At 57.8% G+C, this 19,098-nt stretch carries 18 protein-coding genes and 1 tRNA gene; 8 read left to right on the top strand and 11 right to left on the bottom strand.

Features of this window, described 5'->3' with window-relative positions:
- Positions 1 to 90 precede the first annotated feature (90 nt).
- Positions 91 to 990 (bottom strand): LysR family transcriptional regulator, encoded by a 900-nt coding sequence (locus QRN48_RS02700; protein ID WP_191942837.1) that lies wholly within the window; start codon positions 988 to 990, stop codon positions 91 to 93.
- Positions 991 to 1,140: 150 nt separating this feature from the next.
- On the opposite strand from QRN48_RS02700, the gene QRN48_RS02695 reads away from it, so the two are divergent.
- The gene (locus QRN48_RS02695; RefSeq protein WP_037015348.1) at positions 1,141 to 1,785 is read left to right on the top strand and encodes a hydrolase; all 645 of its coding nucleotides are present in this window, start codon (positions 1,141 to 1,143) and stop codon (positions 1,783 to 1,785) included.
- 548 nt (positions 1,786 to 2,333) lie between these two features.
- Here the strand turns inward: QRN48_RS02695 and yacG are convergent.
- The 5 genes from yacG to pilB are packed head-to-tail and all read right to left on the bottom strand — an operon-like array spanning position 2,334 to position 6,943.
- Positions 2,334 to 2,537: a DNA gyrase inhibitor YacG gene (gene yacG / locus QRN48_RS02690; protein WP_081955409.1), complete on the bottom strand. Its 204-nt coding sequence runs from the start codon at positions 2,535 to 2,537 to the stop codon at positions 2,334 to 2,336.
- Complete coding sequence (gene coaE / locus QRN48_RS02685; RefSeq protein WP_285348729.1) at positions 2,537 to 3,157, bottom strand: dephospho-CoA kinase; 621 nt, start codon at positions 3,155 to 3,157, stop codon at positions 2,537 to 2,539. Before coaE ends, yacG begins: the two co-directional genes overlap by 1 nt.
- On the bottom strand, positions 3,154 to 4,026 hold the full coding sequence (locus QRN48_RS02680; protein WP_285348728.1) for a prepilin peptidase: 873 nt from the start codon (positions 4,024 to 4,026) through the stop codon (positions 3,154 to 3,156). Before QRN48_RS02680 ends, coaE begins: the two co-directional genes overlap by 4 nt.
- 2 nt (positions 4,027 to 4,028) lie before the next feature.
- Positions 4,029 to 5,246 (bottom strand): type II secretion system F family protein, encoded by a 1,218-nt coding sequence (locus QRN48_RS02675; RefSeq protein WP_285348725.1) that lies wholly within the window; start codon positions 5,244 to 5,246, stop codon positions 4,029 to 4,031.
- Between the two features lie 2 nt (positions 5,247 to 5,248).
- Positions 5,249 to 6,943, bottom strand: a complete 1,695-nt coding sequence (gene pilB, locus QRN48_RS02670) for a type IV-A pilus assembly ATPase PilB (RefSeq protein WP_285348724.1) — start codon at positions 6,941 to 6,943, stop codon at positions 5,249 to 5,251.
- A 222-nt stretch (positions 6,944 to 7,165) separates the two neighbouring features.
- Here pilB and QRN48_RS02665 point away from each other — a divergent pair, with 222 nt between their 5' ends.
- Both QRN48_RS02665 and QRN48_RS02660 read left to right on the top strand, forming a co-directional pair.
- Positions 7,166 to 7,585, top strand: coding sequence for a pilin (locus QRN48_RS02665; protein WP_285348722.1), 420 nt, complete (start codon positions 7,166 to 7,168; stop codon positions 7,583 to 7,585).
- 40 nt (positions 7,586 to 7,625) lie between these two features.
- Positions 7,626 to 7,701: transfer RNA gene (locus QRN48_RS02660), tRNA-Thr, on the top strand.
- 585 nt (positions 7,702 to 8,286) lie between these two features.
- Here the strand turns inward: QRN48_RS02660 and QRN48_RS02650 are convergent.
- The 3 genes from QRN48_RS02650 to nadC form a co-directional block, all read right to left on the bottom strand.
- Positions 8,287 to 8,415, bottom strand: coding sequence for a hypothetical protein (locus tag QRN48_RS02650; RefSeq protein ID WP_152597687.1), 129 nt, complete (start codon positions 8,413 to 8,415; stop codon positions 8,287 to 8,289).
- A 54-nt stretch (positions 8,416 to 8,469) separates the two neighbouring features.
- Positions 8,470 to 8,700, bottom strand: a complete 231-nt coding sequence (locus QRN48_RS02645) for a hypothetical protein (RefSeq protein WP_037015333.1) — start codon at positions 8,698 to 8,700, stop codon at positions 8,470 to 8,472.
- Between the two features lie 77 nt (positions 8,701 to 8,777).
- Positions 8,778 to 9,626: a carboxylating nicotinate-nucleotide diphosphorylase gene (nadC, locus tag QRN48_RS02640; protein WP_285348717.1), complete on the bottom strand. Its 849-nt coding sequence runs from the start codon at positions 9,624 to 9,626 to the stop codon at positions 8,778 to 8,780.
- A 379-nt stretch (positions 9,627 to 10,005) separates the two neighbouring features.
- On the opposite strand from nadC, the gene QRN48_RS02635 reads away from it, so the two are divergent.
- From QRN48_RS02635 to QRN48_RS02615, 5 genes are all read left to right on the top strand, one after another.
- On the top strand, positions 10,006 to 12,246 hold the full coding sequence (locus tag QRN48_RS02635; protein WP_037015329.1) for a DUF1631 domain-containing protein: 2,241 nt from the start codon (positions 10,006 to 10,008) through the stop codon (positions 12,244 to 12,246).
- Positions 12,247 to 12,370: 124 nt separating this feature from the next.
- Positions 12,371 to 12,919, top strand: a complete 549-nt coding sequence (gene ampD, locus QRN48_RS02630) for a 1,6-anhydro-N-acetylmuramyl-L-alanine amidase AmpD (protein ID WP_285348714.1) — start codon at positions 12,371 to 12,373, stop codon at positions 12,917 to 12,919.
- A 15-nt stretch (positions 12,920 to 12,934) separates the two neighbouring features.
- Positions 12,935 to 13,771, top strand: a complete 837-nt coding sequence (gene ampE / locus QRN48_RS02625; RefSeq protein WP_285348713.1) for a regulatory signaling modulator protein AmpE — start codon at positions 12,935 to 12,937, stop codon at positions 13,769 to 13,771.
- A gap of 364 nt (positions 13,772 to 14,135) precedes the next feature.
- On the top strand, positions 14,136 to 15,545 hold the full coding sequence (gene potE / locus QRN48_RS02620) for a putrescine-ornithine antiporter (RefSeq protein WP_037015322.1): 1,410 nt from the start codon (positions 14,136 to 14,138) through the stop codon (positions 15,543 to 15,545).
- A complete protein-coding gene (locus QRN48_RS02615; protein WP_285348711.1) occupies positions 15,542 to 17,827 on the top strand; it encodes an Orn/Lys/Arg family decarboxylase in 2,286 nt (761 codons plus the stop codon). Before potE ends, QRN48_RS02615 begins: the two co-directional genes overlap by 4 nt.
- A 45-nt stretch (positions 17,828 to 17,872) precedes the next feature.
- Here the strand turns inward: QRN48_RS02615 and QRN48_RS02610 are convergent, their stop codons facing one another.
- Both QRN48_RS02610 and QRN48_RS02605 read right to left on the bottom strand, forming a co-directional pair.
- Complete coding sequence (locus QRN48_RS02610) at positions 17,873 to 18,145, bottom strand: PA2433 domain-containing protein (protein WP_037015318.1); 273 nt, start codon at positions 18,143 to 18,145, stop codon at positions 17,873 to 17,875.
- A 104-nt stretch (positions 18,146 to 18,249) separates the two neighbouring features.
- On the bottom strand, positions 18,250 to 19,098 hold the full coding sequence (locus QRN48_RS02605) for an HPP family protein (protein WP_285348710.1): 849 nt from the start codon (positions 19,096 to 19,098) through the stop codon (positions 18,250 to 18,252).

The raw sequence follows: 19,098 nt of genomic DNA, 5'->3' as shown, positions 1-19,098 counted from the left end.
GTCAATCCCCTTTGATGTATCTGACAGATTGCCTTCGCCAGCAAGCCGGCTCCTACGGATCGAAGTGAATATTAACGCCGAGGGAGGCTGTCAAAACGCTCCGGACTCAACCGATAATTCCTGCACCAGAAAATCAATAAACGCCCGGGTCTTCATCGGCACGCGTCGGGACGAGGGGTACACCGCGTTGACCGAAATCGCCGGCGCTTGCCAGTCACACAGCACCGGCACCAGACGGCCATCGGCGACCGCCCGCTCAATGATGAAATTGGGCAACAGCGCAATGCCCATTCCCGCCACGGCGGCCTGCGCCAGGATATCGCCGTTGTTGGCGTGCAACGGCCCGCTGACCGTGACCCGCTGAGTTTCTTTGCCGTTACACAGCTGCAGGCTGACGCCGCTTTGCAGATAGCCGTAACTCAGACACTTGTGGTTCGCCAGATCCTTTGGCGTTTGCGGCGTGCCCTCGCGTTCGAGGTAAGCGGGGGAGGCCACCATGATCCTCGGCGCTGGTGCCAGCGAGCGCGCAACCATTGATGAGTCCGGCAGGCTGGCGATACGGATCGTGACGTCGAACCCGCCCTTGACCGGATCCACCTGCTGATCGCTCAGCACGACTTGCAGTTCAACGTTCGGGTGCAGCTCGTTGAAGCGTGGAATCAGCGGCCCCAGACGGCTCAAGCCAAACGACATCGGCGCGTTGACCCGCAATACGCCGCGTATCTCACCCATTCCGGTTCGCGCGCGTTGTTCCGCTTCATCCAGCGAAGCGATGACATCGCGACAGGCGTCGTAGTACTCCGCACCCGCCTCGGTCAGATGCAGGCTGCGCGTCGTGCGCTGCAACAGCTGCACACCGATGGCCTCTTCCAGCGCCTGAATCTGTTTGCTGACTTTCGAGCGCGGCACGTCCAGCGCCCGGGCTGCCGCAGCGAAGCCATTTGCCCCCACCGTCGCGACAAACGCGCGCATGCATTCGATACGATCCATGATCGTTCCTAATTTGGAAACAATGAGTCCCGATTCTAAGGGATTGTTCCCTAAGCGACTAGTCCGTAAATTCACTCCCAAGCCAGCCAACAAGCGCAACCCGCGCAGCGGCGACCCCTAACGAACGACTCTCACTAAAGGAATTTACCCATGTCCATTCGCGAACTGCTGAACCCAACCAACGCCGCCCTGATCCTGATCGACCACCAGCCGCAAATGGCGTTCGGCGTCCAGTCGATCGACCGCCAGACGCTGAAGAACAACACCGTTGGCCTGGCCAAAGCCGCCAAGATCTTCAACGTACCGACCATCTACACCTCGGTCGAAACCCAAAGCTTCAGCGGTTTCATCTGGCCTGAACTGCTGGCGGTGTTCCCGGATCAGCAGCCGATCGAGCGGACCTCGATGAATTCGTGGGAAGACAAGAAACTGGTTGAAGCGGTCAAGGCAACCGGTCGCAAGAAACTGATCATCGCCGCGCTGTGGACCGAGGTCTGCCTGAACTTCCCGACACTGGACGCACTGGCTGAAGGCTACGAGGTATACATCGTCACCGACGCTTCCGGCGGCACGACCAAAGAGGCCCACGACATGTCGGTCCAGCGCATGATTCAGGCCGGCGCCGTGCCTGTCACCTGGCAGCAGGTTCTGCTCGAGTTCCAGCGCGACTGGGCACACAAGGAAACCTACGAAGCCGTGATGGAATTGGTGCTGGAACACAGCGGCGCGTACGGCATGGGCGTCGACTACGCCTACACCATGGTCCACGGCGCACCGCAGCGTAAACTCGGCTAAACCCACGCGTTACAAAAAAGCTTCGCGATGATTGTCGCGAAGCTTTTTTGTGTCTGTGCTTTATACCCGGGACCAGAAGCATCGCATAACCTGACCCACCGCCATCGCGGGCAAGCGCGCTCCTACAGGTCGGCGTCAGACGGTAATGCGAGATTGATCAACGCTTAATTGTAGGAGCGCGCTTGCCCGCGAAAAATGGCACATCCAGCATCGTCTAACCTGACCCACCGCCATCGCGGGCAAGCGCGCTCCTACAGGTTGGCGGCAGACCGTAATGCGAGGTTGATCAACGCCTAATTGTAGGAGCGCGCTTGCCCGCGAAAAGCGGCACATCCAGCATCAAATAACCTGACCCACCGCCATCGCGGGCAAGCGCGCTCCTACAGATCGGCGTCAGACCGTAATGCGAGGTTGATCAGCGCTTAATTGTAGGAGCGCGCTTGCCCGCGAAAAATGGCACATCCAGCATCGTCTAACCTGACCCACCGCCACCGCCACCGCGGGCAAGCGCTCCTACAGGCCGGCGTCAGACCGACGCGCGAGGCAGATCAATGCTGCCGAGGATCCAAATCACCCGAAAACAATTCATCTTCCGCATCCGGTGCAACCGGGATGGCATGCTCTTCAGATGCCCACGCCCCCAGGTCAATCAACTTGCAACGGTCCGAACAGAACGGCCGAAACTTACTCTCCGGCGTCCATTCCACAGGCGCTCCACAGGTTGGGCAATTGACGGTCATTGGTTGGCTCATCATTGGCCTCCACGCAAAGTTAAATAAAAGTGATGCAGGCGCTCGACCTCGCTTTTCAGCCAAGCCGGGTCACGGTCGTTGACGATCACGTCATCGGTCCGACTCAAGCGTTCCTCGCGACTGGCCTGTGCCTTGAGAATCGCCCGGACCTGCTCTTCGTTGGTCTTGTCGCGCATCACCGTGCGCTCGATCTGCACCGATTCCGGCACATCAATCACCAACACCCGCTGCACCATCTGGTGCTGAGAAGTCTCCAGCAACAGCGGCGACACCAGAATCGCGTAAGCCGATTCCGCGCGCGCCAGATACTGACGGATTTCCTCGCGGATCAGCGGATGAAGCAAACCTTCAAGCCAGACCCGCTGCTGCGGCTCCTTGAAAATCAGCTCACGCAAGGCCGAGCGATTCAAGGTCCCATCCGCTTGCAGCACGCCTGCGCCAAAATGCGCTGCGATCTGGGCAAGCGCGGGGCGCCCAGGTTCAACCACCCAGCGAGCAGCGTCGTCAGCGTCGACTAAATGCACGCCCAGATCAACGAAGCACTGGGCAGCCGCACTCTTGCCGCTGCCAATACCGCCAGTGAGGCCCAGAATCCAGGGTTTTGAAACAGGAGAGGTCATCTGAAGCCGGCGATCTGCAAATACGAAGTGGTTATTTGATCACCCCAGAGCAACGCGATCCACCCCGCAAGCGCCAGATAAGGACCGAAGGGGATCGGCGTGCTGGTCTCAACATTGCGCAAACGCAGCAGAATCAGCCCTAAAACCGCCCCGACAATCGAGGACAAAAGGATCGTCAGCGGCAAAATCTGCCACCCGCCCCAGGCGCCCAACATAGCCAGCAACTTGAAGTCACCGTAGCCCATGCCTTCCTTGCCGGTGATCAGCTTGAACAGCCAGAACACGCACCACAACACCAAATAACCCGCGACCGCGCCCCACAGCGCATCGGTCAGCGAAGTGAACAGCCCAAACGAATTGACGATCAGGCCCAGCCACAGCAGAGGCAAGACAATAGCATCCGGCAACAGCTGATGATCGGCGTCGATCAGGCTCATTGCCAACAAACCCCACGTCAGCACCAGCATCGCCCCCGCCTCCCAGCCGAAACCGAAATGCCAGGCGATGAAGGCCGAGAGTAAGCCGCACGATAATTCAACGAGCGGGTAGCGCTTGCTGATGGGGGCTTTGCACTGGAAGCACTTACCGCCGAGGAACAGATAACTGACGACCGGAATGTTTTCCCAGGCTCGGATTTTGTGAGAGCAGTGCGGACAGCGGGAGTGAGGGAGGATCAGATTGAAGGTTTCGGCTTGAGGTTCGGGTGGGAGTTCGAGCATTTCCCGCGACTGGATTTTCCAGTCCCGGATCATCATTTTTGGCAGGCGGTAAACGACTACGTTGAGGAAGCTGCCGACGAGCAGGCCCAAGACGAGCGAGCATAGAACAAAGGCCAGCGGGGAGCTGGCCAAAAGATCGAGGAGGGGCATGGTTAGACGGCGTTTCCGAGCTGGAAGATGGGGAGGTACATAGCGATAACGAGGCCGCCAACAATCACGCCGAGCACAGCCATGATCATCGGTTCCATTAGTGCAGTGAGGCTGTCGACCATGTTGTCGACCTCATCTTCGTAATACGTCGCGACTTTATCCAGCATTGAATCGAGTGCGCCGGACTCTTCACCGATGGCGGTCATCTGAACCGCAAGCATTGGAAAAACCCCGGTGCTGCGCATTGAGAAATTGAGCTGCATGCCGGTGGAGACGTCTTGCTTGACCTTGTTGACCGCGTTTTTGAAGACGACGTTGCCAGTCGCGCCCGCAACTGAATCCAGCGCCTCAACCAGAGGAACACCGGCGGCGAAGGTTGTGGATAAGGTTCGTGCATAGCGGGCTACTGCCGATTTGTAGAGCAGCGGGCCGATCACAGGAACCTTCAAAAGCGCTCGGTCCAGTCCATTTCTGAACTTCTCCGAATTTCTATACGCTCGGCGAAATAGAAAAATGCCCAAAGCGATCCCTGCGAGCAATATCCACCAGTAATCCTGAACGATTTGGGATAGCCCAATCACCATTACCGTAAACGCGGGGAGCTTCGCACCGAAACCTTCGAAAATGCTTTGAAACTGAGGTACGACTTTGAGGAGAAGAATGCCTGTCACAACGAATGCTACGACGACCACAGCGATTGGATAGGTCATCGCTTTTTTGATTTTCGCCTTCAGTGATTCGGTTTTTTCCTTGTAGGTTGCGACACGGTCTAGTAAAGCTTCGAGCGCCCCAGCCTGCTCGCCTGCGTCCACCAAATTGCAGAAGAGATCATCGAAATACAGTGGTTTCTGACGTAGGGCCGTCGCGAAGCTATGCCCGGCAGCGACCTCCTGCTTAATGTCGTCCACAAGCTTTCGCATATTGGGGTTTTCGTGGCCTTCGCTGATGATGTCGAAAGACTGCAGCAGAGGTACACCTGCCTTCATCATTGTCGCCATCTGACGGCTGAAGAATGCGATGTCCAGTGGCTTGATCTTCTTACCCTTGCCAAAAAGCGAGGCCGATTTCTTCCGGACTTTAGTGGGATTTACGCCCTGTTTACGCAGCTGCGCTTTCACAAGGGCAGGGTTATGCCCGGTGATTTCGCCAGTGAGCTTCGTCCCTTTTTTATCTACCCCTTCCCAAGCATAGACGCTGACTTTGACTGCTTTGGTCGCCATGCTTAATCCTTGGTCACCCTGTTTATTTCTTCGAGGCTGGTCACGCCCTGCATAGCCTTCATCAGGCCCGATGTGCGCAGATCGTTAAAGCCGTCTTTGCGCATCTGCTCGGAAATCTGGATTGAATTGCCTTCCTCCATAATGATGCGCTCCAGCGCTGGTGTGCTCTTCACGACTTCGTAGATACCTACTCGGCCCTTATAACCGCTGTTGCAGTGCTCGCACCCCGCTGGGGAGTAAAGCTGGAACGAGCCGATTTGCGATTCAGGGAAACCTTCAGCAATCAATGTTTCCCGCGGGATATCAACTGCCTTCTTGCAGTGGGCGCACAGCTTCCGAGCGAGACGCTGTGCAATGATGAGGTTAATCGCTGTGGCAATGTTGAAAGCGGCAACACCCATATGGTGCAGCCGCGTCAAGGTTTCAGCCGCACTGTTGGTGTGTAGGGTGGACAAAACCATGTGGCCAGTCTGGGAGGCCTTAATCGCAATTTCCGCCGTTTCCAGGTCTCGGATCTCCCCGACCATGATCACGTCAGGATCCTGACGCAAGAACGCTCGTAGTGCTTGAGAGAAGTCCATTCCTTGACGGGGATTGACGTTGACCTGATTGATGCCTTCCAAATTGATCTCTACTGGGTCTTCGGCAGTCGAAATATTGATGTCCACGGTGTTGAGAATATTCAGTCCGGTATAAAGCGATACCGTTTTGCCCGAGCCGGTAGGGCCGGTCACAAGGATCATGCCTTGAGGTTGGCGAAGAGCTTCAAGGTATAGCGCTTTCTGCTCCGGCTCATACCCGAGAGCGTCGATACCCATCTGCGCGGTCGTTGGGTCTAGAATTCGCATTACGATTTTTTCGCCCCACAAAGTGGGTAGCGTATTGACCCGGAAGTCGATGGCGCGGTTTTTCGAAATCCTTAGTTTGATGCGGCCGTCCTGAGGTTTACGACGCTCCGAAATATCGAGGCTCGCCATAACCTTTAGGCGTGCTGCGATCCGCCCAGCCAAGTGAATAGGCGGTTTCGCTACCTCGTGAAGAATGCCATCAGTACGGAGTCGCACTCGGAAGATTTTCTCGTAGGGCTCGAAATGTAGATCGGATGACCCGAGACGGATGGCGTCCATGAGCATTTTATTCACAAAGCGAACCACAGGCGCGTCATCGGAATCTTGACCGCCGATGGCTTTTTCCTTGGCCTCATCGACTGCTTCGATTTCAAGTCCAAGATCGACGTCGGCTAAATCGCCCATGCCTGAATGGCTGTCGAAAAACTTGTCTATGGCGATGGTAAGCTTGTCGTCCTCAACCAAAATTGCTTCGGTCGTCAGCCCAGTGCTGAACTGAATGTCAGTAATAGCCTGATGGTTGGTCGGGTCAGATATCCCTACGAACAGCTTATTGCCCCGACGCCAGAGCGGCAGCGCGCAATGCTGACGTATTAACTTCTCGCTTATCAATCCTTTGGGCTGGTTTTCCTTCTCTAGCGCGCTGAGATCGAGGAAAGGTATACCAAATTGGTCTGACGCGATTTCGGCCAATGTGATGCTTTTAAGCACCTTGTTTTCGACCAGGTGATGTACCAGGGAAACCTTGTCACGACGCGCTTGTTCATGGGCTGTTTGGGCAGCTTTCTCAGTGAGCAACTCAGCGACAACGAGTTGCTTCGCCAAACCGGTTAGGACGACATCAGTCATTACAGCCACCAAATACAAACATTACTGCGTTTATAGCCTAGTCGGAGTGTGCTGCCAAATGGTCGGAATGAAGGTGACCAAAAATGTCACTTTGTGCGTAGCTATAGCTTGGTCGCCATGCACAGGACACAGCTTTGGGTCAAACGCAGCGCTTTAAAAGCTGGCACGCACTGTGCTTTGAGATATTCGAGCAACACCTAATTGACGCTTGGAGTAGTAGCAATGAACGCACAGAAAGGTTTTACCCTGATTGAGTTGATGATCGTTGTTGCGATTGTCGGGATTTTGGCTGCGGTTGCGCTTCCGGCTTACCAAAACTACACAATTCGCGCCCAAGTTACCGAGCTTATGTCCTTGGCGGACGGTGCCAAGACACCTGTCACTGAGGTGTTTCAAGCCACCGGAGCATTGCCTATAAGTAACCAGACTGCAAACTATGGCGGGGCAACTGGCAAATATACTGCCTCTGTGAACGTTGGTGCCGCAGGCGTAATCACTGCTACTGCTGACAACGTTAACTCAAACACTGCGCTGCGAGGCCAGACGATTACTCTGACGCCTTTGGCTGATGCTACGGGGACTCTGGTATGGACTTGCGCTGGCACCGTGGCAGCTCAATTCCGTCCTACAACTTGCAGGTAAGTTGTTCGTGATGGACCATTTGCTAGCCTGACCTGTACTTGCCGAAATAGCTCAGTCGGTAGAGCAGCGCACTCGTAACGCGAAGGTCGTAGGTTCGATTCCTATTTTCGGCACCAGAAACACAAAAAAGCCCGGTCTTCAAGCCCGGGCTTTTTTCATACACGGCAGCCCGCAAATTAGGGAAGCCCTGTCGGAATCTCGTTTTCGAGAAAGTTTTTCTCTTGGCTGACCGACAAGGTAACGACCTTGAACCGTAGGGCATCGCCGGATTACAGCTTGCCATTCGGGCAGCTGCTACCGTAGATAGGATGGCCTCGGCATCCTTGCACCCTTGCACCGTGCACCTTGCACCCTGCGCCACATGCCCTACCTACAGCCCTGCAAAAGGATGCACGAGTGTGTTTGATACTTTAATCGAAGAGATTTTCCGTGTTGCCTGCTTCCCCATCGGTTGGCCCTTGGTGAGGCTCGTCACGCTAGGGAAGTATCCATCGAAGGGCTCATGGCTGGCCTGCACACCGGAGGCTGAGTGGACTGCTGCTGTAGGACTTGCCGTACTGGTGGTCGCAGGGATGGTCGCTACGAATCAGTTCGTACTCTCTTAGAGCCTCGACATTATTTCCAATGGAACGGCATAGTCGCATCAAAAGCGGAGGCCGCATTTCCGTCTGAGAACCGCGGCCTGCCTCAATTCCTCAGAATCACCAAACCCCAGGCGGTATCCCGTCCTTGTTGAAATCCTTCAACCGTTCCTTCTCTTCCTCGGTCGAATGCGCCGGCACATCCTTCTCAGGTTGTTCTTTCTCTTCCGATTTCTTTTCGTCAGCCATCGTCATCTCCTAACACGTCTCAAACCAAACCAAATCAACCCAAGCCCAAACTCCTTAAGCCCAGATCGCCGTCTCGCTGTTAACCTGCGCCATTGAAGTGGCGTTGTACTGACGCTGACGATGCAGGTCATCGCGCATTTTCGAGAAATTCAGCGGCCGCGACTCAAGCTGCCTGAGCACAACGTCAGAAATCAGGTACTCGCCGCAGTCACGGCATACGACAACCTGACCGCTCTGGGTTGATTCGCGCTGTTCGGCTTCTGTCTGGCACAGATAACAGTTCATGCCCGTTCTCCTTGTGGTGATAACAAGCAGAGCCCGGGCAGTCGTCGCAGTTCAACCTTTAAGACGTTGGGCCGATCTCAGGCGCTCAGGCGCATCGACAGGTCCACCGCCTTGACGTCTTTGGTCAGTGTGCCGATGGAGATGTAATCGACGCCTGTTTCGGCGATGTCGAGCAGGGTTGCGTCGGTCACGCCGCCGCTGGCTTCGAGCTTGGCGCGGCCGGCGGTCAGGCGCACGGCTTCGCGCATGTCATCCAGACTCAATTCATCGAGCATGATGATGTCGGCGCCACCTTCGAGCGCCTGTTTGAGTTCGTCTAGGTTTTCGACTTCCACCTCAACCGGCTTGCCCGGCGCGATTTTGTGCGCGGCGTCGATTGCGTTGGCGATTCCGCCGCACGCCGCGATGTGGTTTTCCTTGATCAGGAAAGCGTCATACAACCCGATGCGGTGGTTATGGCAGCCGCCGCAAGCAACGGCGTACTTCTGCGCAATCCTCAGGCCGGGGAGGGTTTTCCGGGTGTCGAGCAGTTTGACCTGGGTGTCCGCGACCTTGTCGGCGTAATAGCGCGCTCGGGTGGCAACACCGGAAAGCAGTTGCAGGAAGTTGAGCGCGCTGCGTTCTCCGGTTAGCAGGGAGCGGGCAGGGCCTTCGAGGCGGAACAGTGGCTGGTTGGGCTGAACGCGATCGCCATCAATAACCTGCCAATGCACGGCAACGCGCGGGTCCAGCTGACGGAAAACCGCATCCACCCACGCGGTGCCGGCAATGACGGCGGCGTCGCGAGATATGACAGTCGCCTTAGCCAGGCGCTCGGCCGGAATCAGCTGCGCCGTGATGTCGCCACTGCCTACATCCTCCAGTAACGCACGCCGTACATTGGCGTCGATTTCTGCGGTGAGGGCTTCCAGGCGTAGGTTTGGCATATCAGGCTCCACGGACTAAGTGGCCGGAGTATAAGGCAGAGACCTGTACCAACCTACGCGCGGCAAGTGTCCGGACGGATGGATTAGCTGCACTTTGTCGGTTTTTTCACCTCTGGTGCGACAGAATGAGTTTTTCGTGGTCTATCGCACCACAAGTCGCTTCGCCGCCTTCTATTATTCTAATCAAGGCGAAGAGTCCGCTGGCGAGCGGCACAGATTTACCCGATACTTCGCCTTGTAATTGACGTCATAGCGTTGACGTTAGCCTGCAACATCCCCAGGGATAAAATTTCGAGATCCGTTCGAATGGAGTCGAGTCTTCATTCGCTGCGGATGTGGCTGTTGGTGGAGCGGTGTGTCGACGGTGAAGGAGTCCTTGATGCAGAACGACGGGAATAAGGTGGTGCCCCTTAAGGCAGGTCCGGAAACTCCGGGATCTTCGCCCCTTGCCCGGCTGCCTGTCGTTCTGCTCCAAGTGCGTGACCGAGCTGCTCAGCAGCTCAAGGAAAGCTTGCAAACGCTGTTCGATAATGCGGATGACACCCTTTTCGAGATGGCCGACCGGGCGCGTAACAACGCTGAGCAAAACATCTTTTTCGAAGCCATGCGCGACCTGCGCTTGAAGCGCAAAAGCATCGAGCGCAACTTCCTCGACAAATTCTTTGAAGCCTTCCTGCGCCTGGGTCAGTACGAAGTCGCTGAGCCTTCGCTTCCCGAGCCCGTTTCCTACGACAAACTGGCGCTGGTCCACAACGATGATCTGGAACGTACCGTGGCGGTAGACGCCATGGTAGTGAAGGTCATGAGCCGCGACGGCGTCGCCCTTGGTCAACTGACCACGCGTTTGAACGTACTGATCCCCCAGCCGCTGACCGACGAGACCAATCCGTTGGGTCCTACGCTGATGTGTGAATATTTCCTGCAGGCCGGCCGCAGTCTCGGCGTTGAAATCAAGGTGAAGCTGATCATTCTCAAGCTGTTTGAGAAGTACGCCCTGAGCAACGCCGACCAGCTCTATGAGGAAGCCAACCAGTTGTTAATTTCCGCAGGTGTATTGCCGGAACTCAAAGTGTTGCCGTCGCGCCGCTCGACTGACCGCACCACCAGTGCGCCGCCCTCGAGCGAAGCCTTGCGCGCCGACAATGCCGCGATTCTTCACGCCACGGAAAACCTCGACAAGAGCGTGCAGGACGTGTTCTCCGCTCTGCAGGAACTGCTCGTCCATGTCCGCGGCCATCTAACGCCGCGCCCTGAATCCGTCAGCGATGCGCGGCCTATTTCGAGTCAGGATTTACTGCGTCTGCTGTCGCACTTGCAGCAGTACGTGCCAAAAGCCGAAGAGAGCGATGACTTTGACCTGCGGGCTCAGCTTGAACAGTTGATCAGCCGGGTCAGCGCGCGCAGTGGGAAGTTTCGCGTCGTCGGTACGACGGATGAGGACGTCATCAACCTCATCTCGATGCTGTTCGAGTTCATCCTCGACGACCGCAACCTGCCGAGCTCGCTGCGTGCATTGATCGGCCGCCTGCAGATTCCGATGCTCAAGGTCGCGGTCATCGATAAAAGCTTTTTCAGCCGCGGCAGTCATCCTGCGCGCCGATTGCTCAATGAAATCGCCTCCGCAGCCCTGGGCTGGGGCGGCCGCGACGACACCCAGCGAGACTCGCTCTACGCGCGCATCGATCAGATTGTTCAGCGGCTGCTGCATGATTTTGTCGACGACCCGGCCATTTTCACCGAGCTGTTGGTGGACTTTCTGGCATTCACCAGCGACGAGCGTCGGCGCAGCGAGCTGCTTGAACAGCGCACCCGCGACGCCGAGCAAGGCCGTGCCCTGGCCGAACTGGCGCGTCAGCGGGTGCAACAGGCGCTCAATGATCGCCTGCTAGGCAAGACCCTGCCTCAGGTCGTCGTTCGTCTCTTGCAGGAAGCCTGGAGCAAGGTGCTGTTGCTGACGTGCCTGAAGCACGGCGATCAATCCGTCGAATGGAAGTCGGGCCTTCAGGCCATGGATGATCTGATCTGGAGTGTCGAGACGCACGATGAGCCGGACTCCCGTCAGCGCTTGCTTGAGTTGGTGCCAGGGTTGCTGAAATCCTTGCGCGACGGCCTCAGCAGCGCTGCGTTCGACCCGTTTGCCACCAGTGAATTCTTCAGCCAGCTCGAAGTGCTGCACGTCCAGGCGTTCAGCCACGTACCGCGCGCGCCGGCCGAAGCAGCGAGTGATGAGGAGATCGAGCCTGAGAACGGCACAGCGATGATGGCGGTCGTTGAAGAAATCATCCTGGTTGGCCCTGGCGAGCAGATCCAGAGCGAGCCGTCCCTGCAGTTGCCTGCGGACGATGAAGGCTTGATGCAGGTTGAAAAGCTGCGTCTGGGCAGTTGGGTCGAGATTCACGAAGACGAATCCCACAAGCTGCGCTGCAAGCTGGCGGCCATCGTCGAGCCAAGCGGGCGTTATGTTTTCGTCAATCGCACCGGCATGAAGGTGCTGGAAAAAACTCGCATGGGCCTGGCGGTGGAATTTCGTCGCGGCACCATTCGCGTCCTCGACGATGCCTTGCTGTTCGACCGTGCGCTGGAGTCGGTGCTGGGCAATCTGCGCAAGCTCAAGGGTTAAGGCCAGACCGGTCCTACGGCGCCTGACTGCGAATCTGCGTGACCCGGACGTAGATTCGTCATCCACATCTTTTGCGGTCGCGGTCATACTGCGCGCTGTCGATTCACGCCTTAAGGACCCTCCCATGCATCTGGACCCTGCCACCGGCTGGTGCCACGGCGCGCAGCATTGCCCCTCACCCAATTTCAATGCCCGTCCTGAAAACGAAATTTCGTTGCTGGTCATCCACAACATCAGCCTGCCACCCGCGCAATTCAAGACCGGCAAGGTCCAGGCGTTCTTTCAGAACCGGCTGGACGTCACAGAACATCCCTACTTTGAAAGCATCGCCGAGCTGCAGGTGTCCGCGCATTTTCTGATCGAGCGCGACGGTGAAGTCACTCAGTTTGTGTCATGCCTTGACCGGGCCTGGCATGCGGGCGTGTCCGTTTTCGATGGGCGCGAGACGTGCAATGACTTTTCCATTGGTATCGAGCTGGAAGGCACCGATGACCAGCCGTTCACCGACGCTCAGTACAACGCATTGATCAAGCTGACGCGTCAGTTGCAGGCGGCGTGGCCAGCGATTACGACGCAGCGCATTTGTGGTCACAGCGACATCGCACCGGGGCGCAAGACCGATCCGGGTCCGTGTTTTGACTGGGCGCGGTTTCGTGCCGCCTTGGACGTTTGAAGTGAGGAACAGCTAATGAGTTTTCTGGTTTTGTTGCTGGCTGTAGTGATCGAGAAGTTCTCGGCCCTGCGCCAGCGTGTTCAGCGCGATGCGCCGTGGCTCAATCAACTGAACCGGCTGGAATCCAATCCGCGAACCGCCAGGCGGCCATGGTGGATTTTGATCCTCACCGTTGTGCTGCCTTTGGTGATATTGGCACTTGTCCTGACGATTGTCGGCTCGGTAGCGTACGGCTGGGTGGTGCTGCCGATCCATCTGCTGGTGCTGATTTACAGCCTGGGTCGTGGTGACGTTAAAGCCACACTGGGTTCGTTCCGGGACGCCTGCCGCCGTGGTGATCAGGAAGCAGCCGTATTGGTGGCCGAGCGTGACCTGGGGGTCCAGGCCGAGGATGAAGAGCAGCTGCTGGGCGGCGCCCACACCTATCTGCTGTGGCAGGTTTATCAGGGTTTTTTCGCGGTCATCTTCTGGTATTTCGTTTTAGGTCCGGTTGCTGCGCTGGCTTACCGCTTGCTGGCGCTTGCCTCGGAGCACGGCAAGACGCCGGCACTGGTTGAGCGCGCGACTCAGGCCAGGCATGCGTTTGACTGGGTGCCGGTGCGCTTGCTGGCGGCAAGCTTTGCCCTCGTCGGTAACTTTGTGGCGGTCAGCCGAGTAATGCTGAGCGAACTGCTCAACTGGAACATCAGTGCGTCGCGGCTCATCTCCAGGGTCGGTTGCGTCGCAGGCGAGGTGCCCGCGCCGGTGGTGGGTGTAGAGGGCGTCAATAGCCTGGACGTCTTGTGGGAGCTGCTTATTCGCTCGGCCATCGTCTGGTATGTCGGGTTTGCGCTCATCACGCTGTTCGTCTGATCCGTTAACAACAGCGTTGTCGGAAGGCGCCGGGGTTGCCGGTGTCTTCCGATCGATGTCCAACTCTTCTCTCAGGCCACTGCTCGACAAGCCTTTTCCTAAACGCCACCTCGTTGATATGGATCAACGCTCCGCTGTTTTCTGACGCTATTCTTCTTGCCTAAGGGCACTCGCCGCCATCCCTCTGAACTGGAAGTTCTTTCCAGCGCTACCTGCATTTAAAACTCTTGAATGGCCCATTAAAGCTGGCCTGACGCCAGTAACTAGCGGCTGTTAAACGTTGTTTATTGCGTGGCAAGTTCTTGATTAACAAGAATCCTTTGCTATAGCTAAACCTTCTCACTTCTTCCAATAGGGCAACGGAATGTCAGTCGCTAAGAAAATGAGCGTGGGGCAGCTTACGATGCTGACCGCGGTCAACATGTTGGGGTCCGGCATTGTGTTGTTGCCAACCAAACTCGCTGAAGTCGGCGGTATCTCCATCCTGTCCTGGCTGATCACCGCCACCGGTTCGCTGGCTCTGGCGTACGCGTTTGCGCGATGCGGCATGCTCAGCCGAAAGACCGGCGGCATGGGCGGTTACGCGGAGTACACGTTCGGTAAGTCCGGTAACTACATTACTAACTACACCTACGGTTTATCACTTTTGATTGCCAATGTGGCAATCAGCATTACTGCTGTTGGTTATATCCAGACGTTGTTCAATATCAAACTGGGTTCGCTGGAAGTAGGTCTGGCGACTATCGCCCTATTGTGGATTACCACGTTTGCCAACTTCGGTGGCGCCAGCATTACCGGCAAGATCGGTGCCGTGACTGTTTGGGGCGTAATCGCGCCGGTGGTGCTGGTCTCGACGATTGGCTGGTTCTGGTTCGACAGCAGCACCTATGCCGCAGGCTGGAATCCCCATGAGATGCCGTGGTACCAAGCCGCAGGCGCCTCGGTGGCGATCACCCTGTGGGCGTTTCTCGGGCTCGAGTCGGCGTGCGCCAATGGCGATGCAGTGGAGAACCCCGAAAAGAACGTACCGATCGCGGTCCTCGGCGGCACCCTCGGTGCGGCGGTGATCTACATCGTTTCGACCAACGTCATCGCCGGCATCGTCGGCAACGCAGAGCTGGTGTCGTCGACTGCACCGTTCGGTCTGGTATTCGCCAAGATGTTCAACCCCATGATCGGCAATCTGGTGATGGGCCTCATGGTGCTGGCGTGCATCGGTTCGTTGCTGGGTTGGCAATTCACCGTGGCCCAAGTGTTCAAGAGCTCGGCGGACACCGGTTACTTCCTGCCGATCTTCGCCAAGGCCAACAAGCACGGCGTGCCGATCATCAGCATGCTTATCCTGCTGGCGATCCAGACTGCACTGGCGTTGTTGACCATCAGCCCTGACCTGGCCAAGCAGTTCGACACGCTGGTGAATCTGGCGGTGGTCACCAATCTGGTGCCGTACATCCTGTCGATGGCAACGCTCATGACCCTGCAAAAGGTCTCGAACGTTCCGCCAAACAAGGCCCTGATCACCAACATCGTGGCGGGCGTCGCGACGGCCTACAGCTATCTGGCGCTGTACAGTTCCGGCGCCGAGGCGTTGATGCTCGGCGGTGTGGCAACGATTGTCGGCTATACGCTGTTCGGCTACGTCAACACTCGCCTGATCAAACTCGAAGCGCTGAACAACAGCGTGCCCACCCAGACCGTTGCCGCGCAACACATCGTCGGCGAGCCTGTCCCCGTCAATAACCTGAACCTGGCCACTCTGGAGACTCGACCATGACCGACAACAGACACCTGCTCGGCATGCTGGCACTGCTGGTCAGCAGCCAGCCCGACAAACGCAGCGTGTTCGGCCGGGCGCTGATCCAGCTGATCAGCGACGTGGAAGACCGCGCCATCAGCGTGCTGACCTCGGAAAGCCTGAGCGACGCCAAATCGATCCTCAGCAGCGATCCGGCCATTCAGTGTGTGCTGCTCAGTTGGGAAATGGACAGCAGCGACGACCACAAGGAATGCATCGATCTGCTCACGGCATTGCGTGAGCGCAACACGCGCGTGCCAGTGTTTCTAATCAGCGATCGCAGCACGGCGTCGAGTGTGCCGTTGATTGTCATGCAGCACGCCGATGACTTCATCTGGCTACCCGAAGACACCAGTCGCTTTTTAAGCGGACGCATCTTGGCGGCCATCGAGCGCTACCGTCAGGCGGTTCTGCCGCCGATGTTCGGCGCGCTGCTGAAATTCGCCCGCAGCTACGAGTATTCCTGGCACACCCCGGGCCACGCCGGCGGCACCGCCTTTTTGAAAAGCACGGCTGGCCGCGCGTTCTATGAATTTTTCGGTGAAAACCTGCTGCGCTCCGACTTGTCGATTTCGGTCGGCGAACTGGGCTCGCTGCTCGACCACAGCGGCCCTATTGGCCAGGGCGAGCGCTATGCAGCGAAGGTGTTCGGCGCTCATCGCACCTATTACGTGACCAACGGCTCCTCGATGTCCAACCGCGTGATCCTGATGGCCAGCGTGACGCGGGACCAGATCGCCTTGTGCGACCGTAACTGCCACAAGTCCGCGGAACACGCGATGACGCTGTCCGGCGCTATTCCGACCTACCTGGTGCCGACGCGCAACCGCTTCGGCATCATCGGCCCGATCCTGCCGCAAACCCTGAGCGCCGAGGCGGTCAAAGCGGCCATCGCCAGCAATCCGCTGGTCAAGAGCCACATTGACCCGACGCCGGTGCATGCCATCATCACCAACTCCACCTATGACGGCCTGACCTACAACGTTACCCGCGTCGAAGAGCTGTTGGGGCAGAGCGTCGACCGGCTGCATTTCGACGAGGCCTGGTATGGCTACGCTCGGTTCAACCCGTTGTACAAAGATCGCTTCGCCATGCACGGTCGCCCGGAGGATCACGACCCGTCCAAACCCACCGTGTTCGCCACGCAGTCGACCCACAAGCTGCTGGCGGCGTTGTCCCAGGCCTCGATGATTCACGTCCGTAACGGCCGCAACCCGATTCCTCACGGCCGGTTCAACGAGTCCTACATGATGCATGCGTCGACGTCACCCAATTACGCGATCATGGCCTCGTGTGATGTGAGCTCGGCGATGATGGAGGCGCCGAGCGGTCAGATCCTGACCAATGAATCCATTGAAGAAGCCATCGCGTTTCGGCAGGTCATTTCGCGCATGCAGACCGACATGCTCAGCCATGACGACTGGTTTTTCTCGTGCTGGCAGCCGCCGACGGTTCAAGTCGGCGCCACTGCGATTGCCTTTCACGAAGTCGACCCGGTTCGGCTGAAGACCGATCCGAACTGCTGGGTCCTGCACCCGAACGAGGTGTGGCACGGCTTCGGCGACATCGAAGACGGCTACTGCATGCTCGACCCGATCAAGGTGTCCATCCTCAGCCCCGGCATGGGCGACGATGGAAACCTGTTGGATTTCGGCATTCCTGCCTGCGTGCTCAGTGCGTATCTGGGGCATCAGGGCATCGTCGTTGAGAAAACCACCGACTTCACCATCCTCTTCCTGTTCTCCATCGGCATCACCAAGGGCAAATGGGGCACGTTGGTCAACGCCTTGCTGGACTTCAAGCGCGACTACGACACGAACCTTGAGCTGGAGCTTTGCCTGCCTGATTTGCTGACCGCGAACCAGCAGCGCTACGCCGGCATGGGGTTGAAGGATTTGGCCGAAGAGATTTTCGCCGCCATGAAAGAGACGAAGACCACAGCGGCCATGTCCAAAGCGTTCGGTACGTTACCCAAGGCGGAATTCAGCCCGGTGGAGGCCTACGAAAAACTGGTCAGGAACGAGATCGAACAGGTCACGCTGGAGGAGGCAGCCGGACGGATTGCCGCGACCGGCATCGTGCCTTACCCGCCTGGCATTCCGCTGTTGATGCCGGGCGAAAATGCCGGTCCTGTCGCCGGGCCCTTGCTGGCCTATCTTCGCGCGCTGGAGAGTTTCGACCGGTCGTTCCCGGGCTTCACCCACGACACCCACGGGATCGAAAACGAGGCGGGGGTTTATCGGATGCTGGTGCTGAAATAAGCAAAGCTCGCCCGGCGGAGATGGCTCGCCGGGCGGCGTTCAGGCTCAGTGGCTTTGGGCTTTCTGCAGCGCCTGCTGGGTCAGTGCCACACACTCGCGTCCGCCATCATCGTTGTGCCGCGCCAGCGCAGCCTCGGCGCGGTGAACGGTGGTGTCGATGTCGCTTTTCACGGCGTCGCTGAGATCCGGATTGGCGACCTTGGCGTCGCGAATCTTGCTCAGGTTCATCTGGCACTGATTGTTGTCGTCATTGGCATTCGCCACACAGGGCAGGGCAAATGCAGTCAGGAGCAGGCCAGCGAGCAAGGCATGTTTCATGGGGACTTCCGCAGAGGTAAGTGTGTGGCCCGTTATTAGGGCGGACCTTGTCGCATCAGACCTCAGATTCAGGATTTCCGCCAGTGGGTGCCCAGCGCTGACGGTCATTTGACCAGCGAAATGATACCCACCACTTTTTTGTCGCCATCGAGGACCGGCAGGTACTTGCTGTCATTTTTGGCAAGCAGGGTCATCGCGTCTGCCATCGAGTGCTCCAGCGACAGGCTCTCGGTACTGCGCGAGACGATCCGCGCGGCGTCGATGTCAGACCGGTTGCGCCGCAGGGCGTGCGCTTCGGTCTTGTGCAAAATCGCTTCAAGGTCTTCTCGGGAGACGTCAACGAACTCGCCCATCTCCTCCAGCGCCTTCTCAAGATCTTCAGCGTTGAAACCCTCATTGCCGATGGGCGCCTGTTGCGGCGCCGGCAATTCCCCGACGTGCGCTTTCGGGTAGCGCACCCGCGTCAGGTTGTTGTAGATCAGAGCACCGGCCAGCAGGCACACCGCGTTGAGCATCACTGGCCCGAGGACGTGCAGCCCCATGGGAGAGAGTTCGTTCTTCGAGGTAACGATACAGATCGCCACCGCAGCCGCAGGCGGGTGCAGGCAGCGGAAGATGCACATCAGCACGATGGACGAACAGACCGCCACGCTGGCGGCAATGATGGTGTTGCCGAACAGCTTGATGGAGACCAGCGCCACCAGCGCGGCAATCAGGTAGCTGCCGAGGATCGACCACGGCTGCGCGAGCGCTCCGGTGGACACGGCGAACAGCAGCACCGCCGATGCCCCCACCGGCCCCAATAGGTGCAGGGTGATATCGATGCCGAACAGCTCGCGGCAAAACACCGCGCTGACAAAGATCCCCAGGCAGGCGCCAATGGCCGCGCGCGACCATTCGGCCGGGTGCGTGTTGAGCGATTGAGGAATGAAACTACGAAGAAGGTTTTTCAC

It is taken from the genome of Pseudomonas sp. ME-P-057, from assembly GCF_030208975.1.
Lineage (GTDB): Bacteria > Pseudomonadota > Gammaproteobacteria > Pseudomonadales > Pseudomonadaceae > Aquipseudomonas > Aquipseudomonas lutea.
The sequence above is the reverse complement of the archived record's forward strand: the minus strand, read 5'-3'. Positions and strand labels throughout refer to the sequence as shown.